The following is a 14533-nucleotide window of genomic DNA, read 5'->3' on the forward strand; positions in this document are numbered from 1 at the left end:
GAGCCCCGCCCATGACCACCCACACGTCCCCCGCCGCAGCGACCGTGATTCCCCCCGCGCCCGCGCGCTGGAAGCTCTGCGACATCGACGCCCTGCTGCGCGCCGGCGACTACGCCGCACTCGACCAGCGGCTCGACGACGCGCTGGCCGCCAGCTTTCAAGACCGCGACGAGGAAGAGCGCTACTACGGCGCCTTGCCCGACGACCTGGCCGGCTGCACCGCCGACGGCGCCGAAGGGCTGGCCCGCCTGGCGGCATGGCAGGCCGCCAACCCGCAGTCGGCCCACGCCTGGCTCTGCGAAGCGCACTACTGGTACCACTGGGCCTACGAGTACCGCGGTTCGGGCTGGGCCAGCACGGTCACCGCGCTCGGCTGGGAATGCGCCCATGCCTGCGCCACGCGCTGCGCCGTGGCCGCCCTGCGCGCACTGACGCTCGCGCCCACGATGTGGACCGCCTGCGCCCTGCTGCTGCAGAGCACCTCGGCCTTCAATGAGCCCGACTGGCTGACCGAGCTGGTGCGCAGCGGCCGCTGGCCCGACAAGCCGTTGCAGCACGACTTTTCGCTGGACGACGACGAGGCCACCCGCGAAGAGCTGCTGGCACAGCTCGCGCGCTCCGGCCTGTCGCACGACGAGCGCATCGCCTGCCCCGAGGCCGTGCCCACCGCCCTGCCCTCGCCCGTGCAGGGCCGCAAGGTGATCAGCGGCACGTCCTACTGGATCCACGCCACGCTGCACGTGCACCCGCGGCTGTTCTTCTTCATGCGCCAGTGCGTCTGGTTCCAGCAGCCGCGCTGGGGCGGCAGCCACGAGCGCGTGCGCGCCTTCATCGCCTCGCCCGCCTGCGCCCACCTGAGCGAGGTCGAGAAAGACCGGCTGCGCCACGAGATCTGGCGCGACGACTACCAGGGCAACAGCGTCGACAAGGACGAAGACCCGGCCGAAGCCCAGCAGCGCATGGCCGCCACGCGCCAACGCGCCCAGGAGGCGCTCTACCCCTACCACCGCTGGGAAACCCTGCGCTGGCTGGCCGTGAGCCACTACATGCTCGACCAGCATGCGCAGGCGCTGGCCTGCCTGCGCGAGGCCGAGAGCCACCATCCCATCGACGACGACTACGCCATGAACATGGCGGTGCACGTCGCCCTGGAGCAGGACCCCGGCGGCCACTGGCTGGGCCAGGCCATCTGCAACAGCGCCAACGCCTACGAATGCAACACCGCGCTGATCCTGCACGGCTACTGCAGCCTGAAGGGCGCCTTCGGCTTCGTGCCCAACGCGACGACCGGCAACGCCTGGCTGGCGGCCGCGCGCGAACGCAGCGCCGGCACCGAGAACTGGGACGACCTGGCGCGCGCACTGTGGCGCGTGCCGCGCAACCAGGAAGCCTTCGAGATCCTGGAGATGGGGCTGGCCGCCGGCGACAAATCGTGCCTGCTCACGCTCGGCATCTTCCACGCGGGCGGCGAGCACGGCACCAAGGACCGGCAACAGGCGATGCACTGCTACGGCCAGGCGGCACAGGCCGGCAACAGCGTCGCGGCCTACAAGCTGGGCTACCTCTGCCACGACATGGCCTGGGAAGACGCCACGCCCGCGGCGCAGCGCCCCGCGCTGCAGGCGCAGGCGGTCGAGGCCATGCTGAAGGCCCGCGAGCTGGGCCACGACGACGCCACCGAGGGCGCATTGATGTTCATCAGCGACCTGTCCGAGATCCCCGTGCGCCACCGCCACCTGGACTTCGTGCGCGAGCACGCGACCCACGGCGACGCCATCGCCATGGCCACGCTGTCGACCCTGCTGGCCGACGCCAACGACAAGGTGCTCTACAACTACCGCGAGAGCGTGCGCTGGATCATGGGCGCGCAGGCCGTGGCGCCCGAGGACGAGTTCGTGGTGAACGTCACCAAGAACACCCACCAGGACGGCTTCCTGTCGTCCACGCTCTACAAGCTCACGCGCCGGCAGATCAAGGCGCACGAGATCCCCGGCGGCGACAACGCGATGGTCTGACGGCTAACGTGACAGCGCCGGCAAGGCCTTCGCCAGCGTCTCGCTGAAGGCGCGCATCGCCTCGGTCTCGTGCGTGCCGCGCTTGGTCAGGCGAAAGAAGTCCATGCCCACGCGCGGCTTCAGCAGCACCTCGGTCTTCACGCGGTGACGGCGGCAGGCCGCGAGCGCGAAGGTGGGCATCACGGCGGTGCCGAAGCCGGCCTCGACCATCGAGATCAGCGTGCCGAAGAAGTTGAAGGCGGGCCGCTGCGCGTCGGCCAGGCCGATCTCGCCGAGCTGGCGCTCGATCACCTTCTGGATCGGGTTGCCGGGCGGCAGGCCGATCAGCGTGGCGCCGCGCAGCGCGGACCAGGGCGCGGTGCCGACCGGTTCGCCGTTGGCCACGGCCTGCGTGACGCGCATCAGCTCGAAGCGCCCCACGGGCGTGCGGTCGAGCCCCGCCGCCGCCTTGAAGAAAAAGCCCAGGCCGAGGTCGGCCTCGCCCGCGGCCACCATCGCTTCCACATCGCGCAGGTCGGCGTCGAAGAGGCGCAGCACGACCTGCGGATGCGCGGCGCGAAAACTCGCGAACACCCAGGGCAGCAGGTGCGAGGACACCAGCGGCGTGGCCGCGATGCGCAGCGTCTGGCGCGCCGCATCGCCCTCGGCGCCGAGTTCGGCGGCCACGTCATCGAGGTCGGTGACGAGCCGCTCCACCACCGGCAGCAGCCGGCGCCCGGCCGGCGTGAGGCTCACCATGCGCGTGGTGCGGTCGAACAGGCGGCAGCCGAGCTGCTTCTCCATCTCGCGGATCAGGATGCTCAGGCCGGCCTGGGTGATGTGCGCCTGCTCCGCCGCGCGGGTGAAGTTGCCGATGCGCGCCACCTGCAGGAAGGCGCGCATCTGGCGCGTGGTCAAGTTCATAAGGATTCATGATAAATCCATATCACATCTAAATTTCCCATATGCCTCGTTTGCGGTCCCAATACGGACCCCATGAGCACCGCACCTAACGAAGTCATCATCCTCGGCGCCGGCATCGGCGGCCTGACCCTCGCCCTGAGCCTGCACCAGGCCGGCATCGCCTGCCGCGTGTACGAGGCCGTGCCCGAGCTGCGCCCGCTCGGCGTGGGCATCAACCTGCTGCCCCATGCGGTGCGCGAACTGTCCGAGCTGGGCCTGCTCGACGCGCTCGACGCCGTGGGCGTGCGCACGCAGGAGGCGGTCTTCTTCACCGAGCACGGCCAGCTGGTGTTCCGCGAGCCCGCCGGGCAGCACGCGGGCTACGACTGGCCGCAATACTCGATCCACCGCGGCGACCTGCAGACCGTGCTGCTGAACGAAACCTTGAAGCGCCTGGGCCCCGACAGCGTGCAGTGCGGCCACCGCTGCACCGGCGTCGAACAGGATGCCGACGGCGTGACGGTGCACTTTGCCGACGGCCGCGCGCCGGTGCGCGGCGCGGTCGCGGTGGGCTGCGACGGCATCCACTCGGCGCTGCGCAAGCAGCTGTATCCGGACGAGGGCGCGCCGCGCTATTCGGGCATCAACATGTGGCGCGGCACCGCGGCCTGGAAGCCCTTTCTCTCGGGCGGCAGCATGGTGCGCGCAGGCTGGCTCACCGTCGGCAAGATGGTGATCTACCCGATCCGCAATGACATCGACGACCAGGGCCGCCAGCTCGTGAACTGGGTGGCCGAGATCCACGCGCCCCAGCCCGCGATGCGCGACTGGAGCCGCGCCGGCCGCCTCGAGGACTTCCTGCCCGCCTTCGCCGACTGGCACTTCGACTGGCTCGACGTGCCCGCGCTGATCCTGGCCTCGGACACCATCCTGGAGTACCCGATGGTCGACCAGGACCCGCTGCCGCGCTGGAGCCACGGCCGCCTCACGCTGCTGGGCGACGCCGCGCACCCGATGGTGCCGCGCGGCTCCAACGGCGCGGGCCAGGCGATCATCGACGCACGCTTCCTGGCGGGCGCGATGAAGCGCGAAGGCGTGGGCATCGCGGCGCTCGAGACCTACGACCGCGTGCGCGTGAAGGCCACCACCGACGTGGTGCTGACCAACCGCAGCAACCCGCCCGACACCATCCTGCGCGAGGTGTTCGAGCGCTCGGGCGGCCAGCGCGTCGAGAACCTCGACGCGATCGTCACGCAGCAGGAACTGCAGGCGATCTCCGACCACTACAAGCGCGTGGCCGGCTACGACCCGGCGGCGCTGAAGGCGCGCGCGTCATACCTCTGAGCACCGGCACATTCACAGATCAAGACGGAGACAAGACCCCATGAGATTTCTGACCCGGACCTTCGCCACCCTGCTGGTCGCGGCCAGCGCCGCCGCGGCCCATGCCTGGCCCGACCAGCCGGTGACGCTGGTGGTGCCCTACACGCCCGGCACCGGCATCGACCTGATCGCACGCCAGCTCTCGGCCCGCCTGCCCGCCGTGCTCGGCCAGCCGGTGATCGTGGAGAACCTGGCCGGCGCCAGCGGCAACATCGGCAGCGAGAAGGTGGCGCGCGCCAAGCCCGACGGCTACACGCTGCTGGTGCAGGTCAACACGCTGGTGATGAACAAGGGCCTGTACAAGTCGCTCGCCTACGACCCCGTGGCCGACTTCACGCCGGTGTCGCAGACCTCGTGGGGCACGCTGCTGCTGGTGACCAACCCGTCCACCCAGAAGGCGGGTTCGCTCGCGCAGCTGGTGGCCACCGCCAAGGCCAACCCCGGCAAGCTGACCTACGCCACGCCCGGCGTCGGCACGCCGCACCACCTGTCGATGGCGCTGCTGATGCAGGGCACCGGCACCGACCTGCTGCACGTGCCCTACAAGGGCACGGCCGGTGCCGTCACCGACCTGCTCGGCGGGCGCATCGATGCGATGTTCCTGCCGGTGCACGTGGCGCTGCAGCACATCCAGGCCGGCAAGCTCAAGGCGCTCGCCACCGGCAGCGGCCACCGCCTGCCGCAGTTGCCCGACGTGCCCACCCTGGCCGAGGCCGGCGTGACCGCCGACAACGTCGACATGTGGTACGGCGTGCTCGCGCCCAAGGGCACGCCGGCCCACGTGGTGGCGCGGCTGAACACGGAGATCGCCGCGGTGCTGAAGTCGCCCGAGGTGGCGAAGTCCTTCGAGTCGCAGGGCATGGTGCCCGCCAGCTCGACGCCGGCGGCGTTCGGCGCGCTGATCCAGAAGGACGCGCAGCGCTGGGCGACGGTGGTGAAGAAGGGGAACATCACCGCCGACTGAGCGCGGCAGGAAGCGCAGCTACTTGCGCGCAGCCGCCCGGTACAGGTTCTCGACCTTCGGCACGTTCGCCTCGAGCTTGGCGATGCGGTCCGGCCCGCTCGGGTGGGTCGACAAGAAGCTCAGGCCGCCCTGGTTCTTGGAGGCGGTGGCCATCTTCTTCCACAGCGACACCGAGGCCTGCGGGTCATAGCCCGCGCGCGCGGCGAGTTCGAGGCCCACGAGGTCGGCGTCGGTTTCGTCGCTGCGGCTGAACTTCAGGGTGATGAGCTGCGTGCCGGCGCGCGCCGCGAGGTCGCCGACCTGGCCGAGCCCCAGCAGCTGCGCGCCGATGGACAGCGCCGCGCCGGTGCCGACGCTCTTGGCCATGCGGGCGCGGGCGTGTTCGCGCAGCGCGTGCGCCATTTCATGGCCCATGACCATCGCGACCTCGTCGTCGCTCAGCTTGAGCTGCTCGAGGATGCCGGTGAAGAAGGCGATCTTGCCGCCGGGCATGCAGAAGGCGTTGATCTGCTTGCTGCCGATCAGGTTCACCTCCCACTTCCACTCGCGCGCGCGGGTGTTCCACGGCAGGGCGAAGGGAATGAGCCGCTGCGCGATGGTGCGCAGGCGCTGCAGTTGCGCGTTGCCGTCACCGGCCAGCGCGCCCTTGGCGCGCGCCTGTGCGAGCAGCTGGCCGTACTGCTGCACGCCGGCCGCCTCGATCTGGTCGGCGGGCACGAGGTTGCGCGCCACCGAGGCATTGCCGACGTTGACCTGCGCCAGCGCCGGCGCGCTCAGCGCCGCACCGGCGGCGGCCAGCAGGAAGGCGCGGCGCGGGTTCCATGCCGAGGCTTCGGAGAGGGCGGAAAGGGGGCGTTCGCATCGTGTGCACATAGGTGCCCGGATGATAGGAACAAATGGAGACGAGCGGGCGCGCCGATGTCCTCCATAGCTCATGGACAATCCCCCACTCATGTCCGCACCGCCCGCCGAACCCACCCAAGCCCCCGCGAGCGCCGCGCTGCCCTGGCGCGACGCGCTCAAGGTCTACCTCGAACCCGCCACCCTGCGCATGCTCGCGCTGGGCTTCTCGGCCGGCCTGCCGCTGCTGCTGGTGCTGGGCACGCTGAGTTTCCGGCTGCGCGAGGCGGGCATCGACCGCACCACCATCGGCTACCTGAGCTGGGTCGGGCTGGCCTATGGCTTCAAGTGGGTCTGGGCGCCGCTGGTCGACCGGCTGCCGCTGCCGCCCTTGACCACACTGCTCGGGCGCCGGCGCGGCTGGCTGCTGCTGGCGCAGGGCATGGTGATCGTCGGGCTCGTCGGCATGGCGATGAACGACCCGCGCCTGGGGCTGCAGCCGCTGATCTGGTGCGCGCTGCTGGTGGCCTTCGGCTCGGCCACGCAGGACATCGCGCTGGACGCCTTCCGCATCGAATCGGCCGAGACGCGCAAGCAGGCCGCGCTGGCCGCCGCCTATCAAACGGGCTACCGGCTCGCGATGATCTGGGCCGGCGCCGGCGTGCTGTGGGTCGCGGCCTGGGCCGAGGTGGCGCCCGCCGTGGCGGTCACCGGCGCGGCGGCCTACCAGAACGGCGCCTGGAAGACGGCCTACCTCGTCATGGCGGCCTCGATGGCGGTGGGCGTGCTCACGGTGCTGCTGTCGCCCGAGCCGGTGCGGCGCGTGCTGCCGAAGGCGAAGAACGCAGGCGAATGGCTGCGAAGCGTGCTGATCGAGCCTTTTGCCGACTTCATCCGCCGCTACAAGTGGCAGGCGGCGCTGATCCTGGCGCTGATCGCCATCTACCGCATCAGCGACGTGGTGATGGGCATCATGGCCAACCCCTTCTATGTGGACATGGGCTTCACCAAGGACCAGGTGGCAACGGTCAGCAAGATCTACGGCGTGATCATGACGCTGGTGGGCGCCTTCGTGGGCGGCGTGCTGTCGATGCGCCTGGGCGTGATGCGGGTGCTGATGCTGGGCGCCGTGCTGAGCGCCGCGAGCAACCTGCTGTTCGCCTGGCTGGCCACGCGCGGGCACGACCTGACGGCGCTGATCGCGGTGGTCTCGGCCGACAACCTGGCCGGCGGCATCGCCTCGGCGGCCTTCATCGCCTACCTGTCGAGCCTGACCAACATCAGCTACTCGGCCACGCAGTACGCGCTGTTCAGCTCGCTGATGCTGCTGCTGCCGAAGTTCATCGCCGGTTATTCGGGCGCGTTTGTCGACGCCTACGGCTACAGCACCTTCTTCACCGCCACCGCGCTGCTGGGCGTGCCGGTGCTGCTGCTGGTGGCGCTGGCCTCGCGCATGGCGGCCCGCACAGGCGACGGCGAGCGTCAATAGGGCCTGCGCCGGAGCTGTCATCTATAGGAAACAGCCGACGCAACCTGATACGCAACGCTGGTAGGCTGCGACATTCATTGCGTGAAAATTGCGCTTTCCCGCTTTTTCTTCTGTCGCCGACGCCCTTTCGCCTGTCGCCTGCCCCCACATCCATCGTGCCGTCCCGAATTTCTCCCCTTCAAATCAGTGCCTACACGGCCACCTCGGCCGTCGGTGTCGGCAAGGAAGCGCACGCCGACGCACTCGCGCACTCGCGCAGCGGCCTGCGCGCCAACGATTTCGGCGAAGCACCGCTGCCGACCTGGATCGGCCGCGTCGACGGCCTGGAAGACGTCCGCCTGCCCGAATCGGCCGCGTTCTGGGACTGCCGCAACAACCGGCTGGCCTGGCTGGGCCTGCAGGCCGACGGCTTCCTCGAGGCGGTCGCGGCCGCGCGCCAGAAGTACGGTGCCACGCGCATCGCGCTGGTGCTCGGCACCTCCACGGCCAGCATCGGCGAGACCGAGCTGGCCTACACGCAGCTCGACGCCGACGGCAACTTTCCGCCGGACCAGCGCCGCGCGGCCGTCCACACGCCGCATTCGCTGGCCATGTTCGTGCAGCAGGTGCTGGGCATCGACGGCCCGAGCGAGACGATTTCGACCGCCTGCTCGTCCAGCGCCAAGGTGTTCGCCTCGGCCGAGCGCCTGATCCGCCTGGGCCTGGCCGACGCGGCCGTGGTCGGCGGCGCCGACACGCTGTGCGGCAGCGTGCTGTTCGGTTTCAACTCGCTGGAGCTGGTCTCCACCGAGCCCTGCCGCCCCTTCGACGCCGACCGCAAGGGCATCAGCCTGGGCGAGGCGGCCGGCTTCGCGCTGGTCGAGCGCGTGCAGGCGGGCGAGAGCGCCACGCAGCTGCTGGGCTACGGCGAAGCGAGCGACGCGCATCACATGTCGACGCCACACCCCGAGGGCCTGGGCGCCGAGCGCGCGCTCGACGACGCGCTGGCGCGCGCGGGCCTGGCCGCCGACGCCATCGACTACATCAACATGCACGGCACGGCGAGCCAGAAGAACGACGAGGTCGAGGGCGCGCTGGTAGCGCGCCGCTTCCCGGCGCGCACGCACGCCAGCTCGACCAAGGGCTTCATGGGCCACACGCTGGGCGCCGCGGGCATCGTCGAGGCCGTCGTCTGCCTCCTGGCGATCGAGCGCGGCCTGATGCCGGGCACGGTCAACACGCGCACGCTGGACGAAGGCTTCGGCCCGCAGATCAAGCTCGAACCCGCCACGGGCGAGGTGCGCTACGCGCTGTCCAATTCCTTCGGCTTCGGCGGCAACAACTGCGCGCTGGTCTTCGGCAAGGCGGTGGCCGCATGAACACGCCTCCGACGCTCTACATCGAAGGCCCCGCCTTCTGGACCCCCACGCTGCCCGGCTGGGACGCCGCGCGCGCGGCCTTCCGCGGCGAAGGCGCGCTGGCCGATCCGCCCGCCAAGCGGCCCTCGCCGCAGGTGCTGGCCCCGGCCGAGCGCCGCCGCGCGCCCGACACCGTGGCGCTGGCGCTCGAAGTGGCCGCCGCGGCCATCGCGGGCGCCGACCGGCCCGCGGCCGACGTGCCCTGCGTGTTCACCTCGGCGCACGGCGACCTGTCGATCAACGACTACATGTGCAGCACGCTCGCGGGCGACCCGAAGATGCTGTCGCCCACCAAGTTCCACAACTCGGTGCACAACGCGGCCGTGGGCTACTGGACCATCGGCACCGGCTGCATGGCGGCCAGCAACGCCGTCTCGGCCTACGGCCACAGCTTTGCCGCCGGCCTGCTCGAAGCGGCCGTGCAGTGCGCGGCCGACCAGACGCCGGTGCTGCTGGTGGGCTACGACGCCCCCACGGTCGGCGCGCTGGCCTCGGTGACCGACAGCCGCGGCCTGCTGGCCGTGGCGCTGGTGATCGCGCCCGAGCGCACGGCCCGCACGGTGGCCAGCCTCGACTGGTCGCTGGTCGGCGACGGTGCGGCGACCGCGCCGCGCTCGGCCGCCGCCGCCACGCTGAAGGACATCAACCCGATGGCCGACGCCCTGCCCCTGTTCGAGGCGCTGGCCCAGGCCCCGGGCAGCGCCGACGCGCCCATCGACCTGCCGCTGTCGGCCGCGCTGGCCCTGCGGCTGCGCCTGCAGGCCGCGGGCTGACCGGCCCCCGCCGGGGTCGGCGGTGCGTGTTGACACACACGAACCGCGCGAGTCGCGCCCCGGTAGGTCATCATTGCCGCATGGCGCCCACGCAACCTGGGCGAGGCGCTATGTTTTTCGCAGCAATCCAGGTTGACAGGGCGATGCTGCGTTTACCCAACTTTACGGAGCGTTCAAGCCCGCTTGCTCCCGGTGAACGACCATGAAGCGCATGAGCACCCCCCAACTCCTGATGATCGAAGACGACGCCCGCCTGGCGCAGATGGTGGGCGAGTACCTGACGCAATCGGGTTTCGCCTTCAACCACGCCGGCGACGGCGCCACCGGCCTGGAGCAGTTGCAGCAGCACGCGCCCGACCTGGTGATCCTCGACCTGATGCTGCCCGACACCGACGGGCTCGAGGTCTGCCGCCGCATCCGCGCCCTGCCCGGCCCGCTGGCCAAGGTGTCGGTGCTGATGCTCACGGCCAAAGGCGACCCCATGGACCGCATCATCGGCCTGGAGATCGGCGCCGACGACTACCTGCCCAAGCCCTTCGAGCCGCGCGAGCTGCTGGCGCGCATCCGCGCCGTGCTGCGCCGGCGTAGCGAGAACGCCACCGAGGCCGAAGCCTCCACGGTGATGCGCTTCGGCACGCTGGAGATCGACCGCAACGCGCGCACCGTGTCGGTGGCCGGCGCGCTGGCCGACCTCACCTCCTACCAGTTCGACCTGCTGGTCGCGATGGCCGAGCGCGCGGGCCGCGTGCTCACGCGCGACCAGATCATGGAAGCCGTGCGCGGCCGCGAGCTCGAGGCCTTCGACCGCTCGATCGACGTGCACATGGGCCGCATCCGCGCGGCCATCGAGGTCGACGCGAAGAACCCGAAGCGCATCCTGACGGTGCGCGGCGTGGGCTACGTCTTCGCCAAGCAGCAAGACTGACCTGACAGGACCGCCCCGCGATGCTGCGCAGCCTCTACCGCCGCCACCTCTACGTCCGCATCTGGCTCGCGGTGGTCGGCGGCGTGGTCATCCTCACGCTGATGGCCAACTGGATCGTGCGCGTGGCCGCCGAGGCCGAGCGCGAGCGCCTGGCGCCCGTGCCGCGCGAGGTGGTCGTGCTCGACAGCCAGGACCGCACCATCGGCACCGGCAAGGCCATGCGCGTGCCCGGCCAGGGCCTGGAGTTCGACGTGCAGCTGAGCGACGGCCGCGACATGACGCTGCGCGTGGCGCCGCGCGAACGCCCCACCGGCACCGGCGGCTTCGCGCCCTGGCGCACCCCGTTCGGGCTGGGCTGGATGATTGCGCTCGTGGGCGTGGCGGTGGCGCTGGGCGTCTACCCGATCGTGCGGCGCATCACCCAGCGGCTCGAGACCCTGCAGCGCGGCGTGCAGCGCTGGGGTGAGGGCGACCTCTCGGCGCGCGTGATCGAGGAAGGACAAGACGAAGTGGCCGATCTCTCCAAGCGATTCAATGCCTCCGCCGAACGCATCGAGCAGCTCGTGCGTTCCCACAAGTCGCTGCTGGCGAACGCCTCGCACGAGCTGCGCTCGCCGCTCACCCGCATCCGCATGGGTCTGGAGCTCATGGGCGACCAGCCCAGCCCGGCGGCGCGCGAGGAAATCTCGCGCAACATCGGCGAGCTCGACCAGCTCATCGACGAGATCCTGCTGGCCAGCCGGCTCGACGCCAGCGAGGCCGACATGGGCACCATCGAAGCCGTCGACCTGACCGGCCTGGCCGCCGAAGAGTGCGCGCAGGTGAACGCCGAACTCGACCTGGCCGAAGGCACCGACAACGCCACGCTCACCGTGCCGGGCGTGTCGCGCCTGCTGCGCCGCGCGATCCGCAACCTGCTGGAAAACGCCCGCCGCTACGGTGCCGGCGAGATCAGCGTCGAACTCGGCAGCGCCGGCGGCTACGCCACGGTGCGCGTCAACGACCGCGGGCCGGGCGTGCCGGCGACGCTGCGCGAACGCATCTTCGAGCCCTTCTACCGCCTGCCGGGCGCCAGCGAGCGCAACGGCGGCGTCGGCCTGGGGCTGGCGCTCGTGAAGTCGATCGCCGAGCGCCACGGCGGATCGGTGCGCTGCGAAGACCGGCCGGGTGGCGGCGCGAGCTTCGTGATCTGCCTGCCGGCCGAAGCCATCGCCGCCGCAGCGCACTGAGCGCCAGCGGGCGCACAGGGGCAAGTCAGGTTCGGCCGAGGGGCCGCACCTAAAATCCCGGCCCTATGCAGAGATCGCACATCGTTCGGCCCGCGGCCATGTTCTGGGGGCTGGTGGTGTTCATGCCGGTCGGCGTCACCTACCTGTCGGCCATCGTGCTGCTGCTTGCCCTGCTGGTGGGCGGCGGCTTGCGCGAGCGCTGTGCGCGGCTGCGCGCCAACCCGCTGTGGTGGCCAGTGGTCGCCTACGTGGCGTGGACCTTCATCGTGCTGGCCGTGCGGCCGCACTACCCCGAGACCCCCTCCAACCTGTTCCACGGGCTGCGCATCGCCTTCACCTTCCTGATGGCGATGGCGCTCACGCGCGAGGAGGCGCTGTGGGCGCTGCGCGGCTTCCTCTTGATCGCGGCGCTCAACATCGTGCTCATCGTGCTGCACTACACCCTGGGCCTTCCGGTGCCGGGCGCGCTGCGCGGCGTGGTGATGGAAGTGGGCAACAAGTCGATCAGCAACGCGCTGCTGTTCAGCATCGTCGCGGCCAGCGCCGCGGTCTACGGGCTGTCGCAGATCACGGGGCACCGGCCCCTGCGCGCACTGGCGGCCTTCGCGCTCGTGCTCGGGTTGGGCGCCGTCGTCGCGCTACCGCTCACGTCGCGCACCTCGGTGCTCGCGCTGCTGCTGGTGATTCCGGTGGTCTGCCTGCACCAGTGGAAGAACCACCTGAAGGCGCTGTCGGCGGCGCTGATCCTGGGCGCGGTGGTGATCGGCGCAAGCCTGTACCAGCTGCCGCAGCTGCAGCAGAAGGTCGAGACCGGCATCGAGGAGCTCGAGAAGGCGCAGACCGGCGCCGTGTTCCACGGCAGCTGGATCATCCGCTACTACATGTACCGCGACACCGGCGCCATGATCGCCGACCAGCCCGTCGCGGGCTGGGGCATCGGCGGCTGGACCGACCAGTGGCACAAGCGCGGCCCGGCGCTGTTCGCCGACTCCAACATGCCGCACAACGACTTCCTCTGGGTGGGCGCGCAAAGCGGCATCCCGGGCATCCTGAGCCTGCTGGCGATCATGCTCGTCGCCGTCTGGCAGGCCTGGCGCCGGCCCGACATCGCCGGTCGCTACGCACTGGCCGCCACGCTCATCGCGCTCATCGCGTCGAGCGTGAACTCTGCCATGCGCGATGCGCAGATCGGGCTGGCCGTGCTGTGGATCGCGATGGTCTACCTGCGGCTGGCGCAGGAATCGCAGGACCCCGATCCGTGGCGCGGCCTGTGGCCGAGGGCCCAGCCAAGCTGAAACGAAAAAACCGGCCGCGAGGGCCGGTTTTTTTCTTTCCGCCTGGCCGCTCAGTGGCGGCTGGACACGGTCTCGCCCGCCTTCAGGCGGTACACCGTGCCGCAGTACGGGCACTTGGCTTCGCCGGTGCGCGCCACGTCGAGGTAGACCTTCGGGTGGCTGTTCCAGAGCTTCATGTCGGCCTTGGGGCTGGGGCAGAACACGCCGCCCTGGTGGTTGAGCTCCTTCGCGAGGAGTTCGACGACTGCATTGGTGGACATGTTGTTCCTCAGACCTTCGTGAGCCAGTGGGCGTACTTGGGATTCTTGCCGTTCACGATGTCGAAGAAGGCCGACTGGATCTTCTCGGTGACCGGGCCGCGCGCGCCGCCGTCGCCACGGTTGCCGATCTCGATGCGGTCGAGTTCGCGGATGGGCGTCACTTCAGCGGCCGTGCCGGTGAAGAAGGCCTCGTCGGCCACGTACACCTCGTCGCGCGTGATGCGCTTTTGCACGAGTTCGATCCCCAGGTCCTTGCAGATGTGCAGGATGGTGTTGCGCGTGATGCCGTTCAGGGCGCCGGCCGACAGGTCGGGCGTGTAGACCACGCCGCCCTTGACCACGAACACGTTCTCGCCCGCGCCTTCGGACACGAAACCGCTCGCGTCGAGCAGCAGTGCTTCGTCGTAGCCGTCGTCCAGCGCTTCCATGTTGGCGAGGATCGAGTTGGTGTAGTTGCTCACCGTCTTGGCCTGCGTCATCGTGATGTTCACGTGGTGGCGCGTGTAGCTCGAGGTCTTCACGCGGATGCCGCGGCGCATGCCTTCTTCGCCGAGGTAGGCGCCCCACGACCAGGCCGCGACCATGGCGTGGATCTTGTTGCCCTTGGGGCTCACGCCCAGCTTCTCGGAGCCGATCCAGATGAGGGGGCGCAGGTAGCAGCTTTCGAGCTTGTTCTCGCGCACGACCTGCTTCTGGGCTTCGTTCAGCTGTTCCTGCGAGAACGGGATCTTCATGCGCAGGATCTTGGCGCTGTTGAACAGGCGCTCGGTGTGCTCGGCCAGGCGGAAGATGGCGGTGGCGCCGTCGGCCGTCTTGTAGGCGCGCACGCCCTCGAAGGCGCCGCAGCCGTAGTGCAGCGTGTGGCTCAGCACGTGGATCTTGGCGTCGCGCCAGTCCACGAGTTCGCCGTCCATCCAGATCTTGCCGTCACGGTCGTCCAGCGAGGGGGGGATCGAGCTCATTTCCTGATTCCTTTGGGAGCGGTGTGGGGGTGCGACCCACTGGGAAGTCGCAAAAGCTTTCGATTTTACGGCCGAGCCCGGAACCGGGTGCCCGACAATGGCCGGTTGTGCCAACCAGT

At 70.2% G+C, this 14533-nt stretch carries 13 protein-coding genes; 9 read left to right on the plus strand and 4 right to left on the minus strand.

Annotation, left to right across the window (positions count from 1 at the left end; translation table 11 throughout):
* Positions 1–11: 11 nt before the first annotated feature.
* Positions 12–2015 carry a DUF4034 domain-containing protein gene (locus VHAB30_RS24350; protein ID WP_159278864.1) on the plus strand — a complete coding sequence of 668 codons (2004 nt, stop codon included), beginning with the start codon at positions 12–14 and terminating at the stop codon, positions 2013–2015.
* Between the two features lie 3 nt (positions 2016–2018).
* Here the strand turns inward: VHAB30_RS24350 and VHAB30_RS24355 are convergent, their stop codons facing one another.
* Positions 2019–2918: a LysR family transcriptional regulator gene (locus VHAB30_RS24355; RefSeq protein ID WP_159278865.1), complete on the minus strand. Its 900-nt coding sequence runs from the start codon at positions 2916–2918 to the stop codon at positions 2019–2021.
* A gap of 72 nt (positions 2919–2990) precedes the next feature.
* Here VHAB30_RS24355 and VHAB30_RS24360 point away from each other — a divergent pair, with 72 nt between their 5' ends.
* Together VHAB30_RS24360 and VHAB30_RS24365 are read left to right on the plus strand one after the other, a co-directional pair.
* Positions 2991–4241 carry a flavin-dependent oxidoreductase gene (locus tag VHAB30_RS24360; RefSeq protein WP_159278866.1) on the plus strand — a complete coding sequence of 417 codons (1251 nt, stop codon included), beginning with the start codon at positions 2991–2993 and terminating at the stop codon, positions 4239–4241.
* A gap of 40 nt (positions 4242–4281) precedes the next feature.
* Positions 4282–5244: a tripartite tricarboxylate transporter substrate binding protein gene (locus tag VHAB30_RS24365; RefSeq protein ID WP_159278867.1), complete on the plus strand. Its 963-nt coding sequence runs from the start codon at positions 4282–4284 to the stop codon at positions 5242–5244.
* An 18-nt stretch (positions 5245–5262) separates the two neighbouring features.
* Here VHAB30_RS24365 and VHAB30_RS24370 read toward each other — a convergent pair whose 3' ends face one another.
* Positions 5263–6117 (minus strand): M48 family metallopeptidase, encoded by an 855-nt coding sequence (locus VHAB30_RS24370; RefSeq protein ID WP_159278868.1) that lies wholly within the window; start codon positions 6115–6117, stop codon positions 5263–5265.
* A 61-nt stretch (positions 6118–6178) separates the two neighbouring features.
* On the opposite strand from VHAB30_RS24370, the gene VHAB30_RS24375 reads away from it, so the two are divergent.
* The 6 genes from VHAB30_RS24375 (at position 6179) to VHAB30_RS24400 (ending at position 13192) form a co-directional block, all read left to right on the plus strand.
* Positions 6179–7573, plus strand: coding sequence for an AmpG family muropeptide MFS transporter (locus VHAB30_RS24375; RefSeq protein ID WP_070063493.1), 1395 nt, complete (start codon positions 6179–6181; stop codon positions 7571–7573).
* A gap of 155 nt (positions 7574–7728) precedes the next feature.
* Positions 7729–8931 carry a beta-ketoacyl-[acyl-carrier-protein] synthase family protein gene (locus VHAB30_RS24380; RefSeq protein ID WP_174250280.1) on the plus strand — a complete coding sequence of 401 codons (1203 nt, stop codon included), beginning with the start codon at positions 7729–7731 and terminating at the stop codon, positions 8929–8931.
* The gene (locus tag VHAB30_RS24385; RefSeq protein WP_159278869.1) at positions 8928–9743 is read left to right on the plus strand and encodes a beta-ketoacyl synthase chain length factor; all 816 of its coding nucleotides are present in this window, start codon (positions 8928–8930) and stop codon (positions 9741–9743) included. Before VHAB30_RS24380 ends, VHAB30_RS24385 begins: the two co-directional genes overlap by 4 nt.
* Positions 9744–9945: 202 nt before the next feature.
* On the plus strand, positions 9946–10668 hold the full coding sequence (locus VHAB30_RS24390; RefSeq protein ID WP_062476797.1) for a response regulator transcription factor: 723 nt from the start codon (positions 9946–9948) through the stop codon (positions 10666–10668).
* Positions 10669–10688: 20 nt separating this feature from the next.
* Entirely contained in the window at positions 10689–11897 is a 1209-nt protein-coding gene (locus VHAB30_RS24395) for an ATP-binding protein (protein WP_159278870.1), read from the plus strand.
* 65 nt (positions 11898–11962) lie between these two features.
* The gene (locus tag VHAB30_RS24400) at positions 11963–13192 is read left to right on the plus strand and encodes an O-antigen ligase family protein (RefSeq protein WP_159278871.1); all 1230 of its coding nucleotides are present in this window, start codon (positions 11963–11965) and stop codon (positions 13190–13192) included.
* Positions 13193–13242: 50 nt separating this feature from the next.
* Here VHAB30_RS24400 and VHAB30_RS24405 read toward each other — a convergent pair whose 3' ends face one another.
* Together VHAB30_RS24405 and VHAB30_RS24410 are read right to left on the minus strand one after the other, a co-directional pair.
* A complete protein-coding gene (locus VHAB30_RS24405; protein ID WP_007836801.1) occupies positions 13243–13452 on the minus strand; it encodes a zinc-finger domain-containing protein in 210 nt (69 codons plus the stop codon).
* An 8-nt stretch (positions 13453–13460) separates the two neighbouring features.
* Positions 13461–14414: a branched-chain amino acid transaminase gene (locus VHAB30_RS24410; protein ID WP_095949799.1), complete on the minus strand. Its 954-nt coding sequence runs from the start codon at positions 14412–14414 to the stop codon at positions 13461–13463.
* Positions 14415–14533: the final 119 nt, after the last annotated feature.

Origin of the sequence: Variovorax boronicumulans (assembly GCF_009811375.1) — a bacterium.
GTDB classification, from domain to species: domain Bacteria; phylum Pseudomonadota; class Gammaproteobacteria; order Burkholderiales; family Burkholderiaceae_C; genus Variovorax; species Variovorax boronicumulans.

Excerpts from the sequence above, each read along its gene's own strand:
- VHAB30_RS24390 (WP_062476797.1), top strand. The coding sequence starts at position 9,946 with ATGAAGCGCATGAGCACCCCCCAACTCCTGATGATCGAAGACGACGCC.
- VHAB30_RS24400 (WP_159278871.1), top strand. The coding sequence starts at position 11,963 with ATGCAGAGATCGCACATCGTTCGGCCCGCGGCCATGTTCTGGGGGCTG.
- VHAB30_RS24405 (WP_007836801.1), bottom strand. The coding sequence starts at position 13,452 with ATGTCCACCAATGCAGTCGTCGAACTCCTCGCGAAGGAGCTCAACCAC.
- VHAB30_RS24355 (WP_159278865.1), bottom strand. The coding sequence starts at position 2,918 with ATGAACTTGACCACGCGCCAGATGCGCGCCTTCCTGCAGGTGGCGCGC.
- VHAB30_RS24350 (WP_159278864.1), top strand. The coding sequence starts at position 12 with ATGACCACCCACACGTCCCCCGCCGCAGCGACCGTGATTCCCCCCGCG.
- VHAB30_RS24385 (WP_159278869.1), top strand. The coding sequence starts at position 8,928 with ATGAACACGCCTCCGACGCTCTACATCGAAGGCCCCGCCTTCTGGACC.
- VHAB30_RS24370 (WP_159278868.1), bottom strand. The coding sequence starts at position 6,117 with ATGTGCACACGATGCGAACGCCCCCTTTCCGCCCTCTCCGAAGCCTCG.
- VHAB30_RS24395 (WP_159278870.1), top strand. The coding sequence starts at position 10,689 with ATGCTGCGCAGCCTCTACCGCCGCCACCTCTACGTCCGCATCTGGCTC.
- VHAB30_RS24365 (WP_159278867.1), top strand. The coding sequence starts at position 4,282 with ATGAGATTTCTGACCCGGACCTTCGCCACCCTGCTGGTCGCGGCCAGC.
- VHAB30_RS24375 (WP_070063493.1), top strand. The coding sequence starts at position 6,179 with ATGGACAATCCCCCACTCATGTCCGCACCGCCCGCCGAACCCACCCAA.
- VHAB30_RS24410 (WP_095949799.1), bottom strand. The coding sequence starts at position 14,414 with ATGAGCTCGATCCCCCCCTCGCTGGACGACCGTGACGGCAAGATCTGG.
- VHAB30_RS24360 (WP_159278866.1), top strand. The coding sequence starts at position 2,991 with ATGAGCACCGCACCTAACGAAGTCATCATCCTCGGCGCCGGCATCGGC.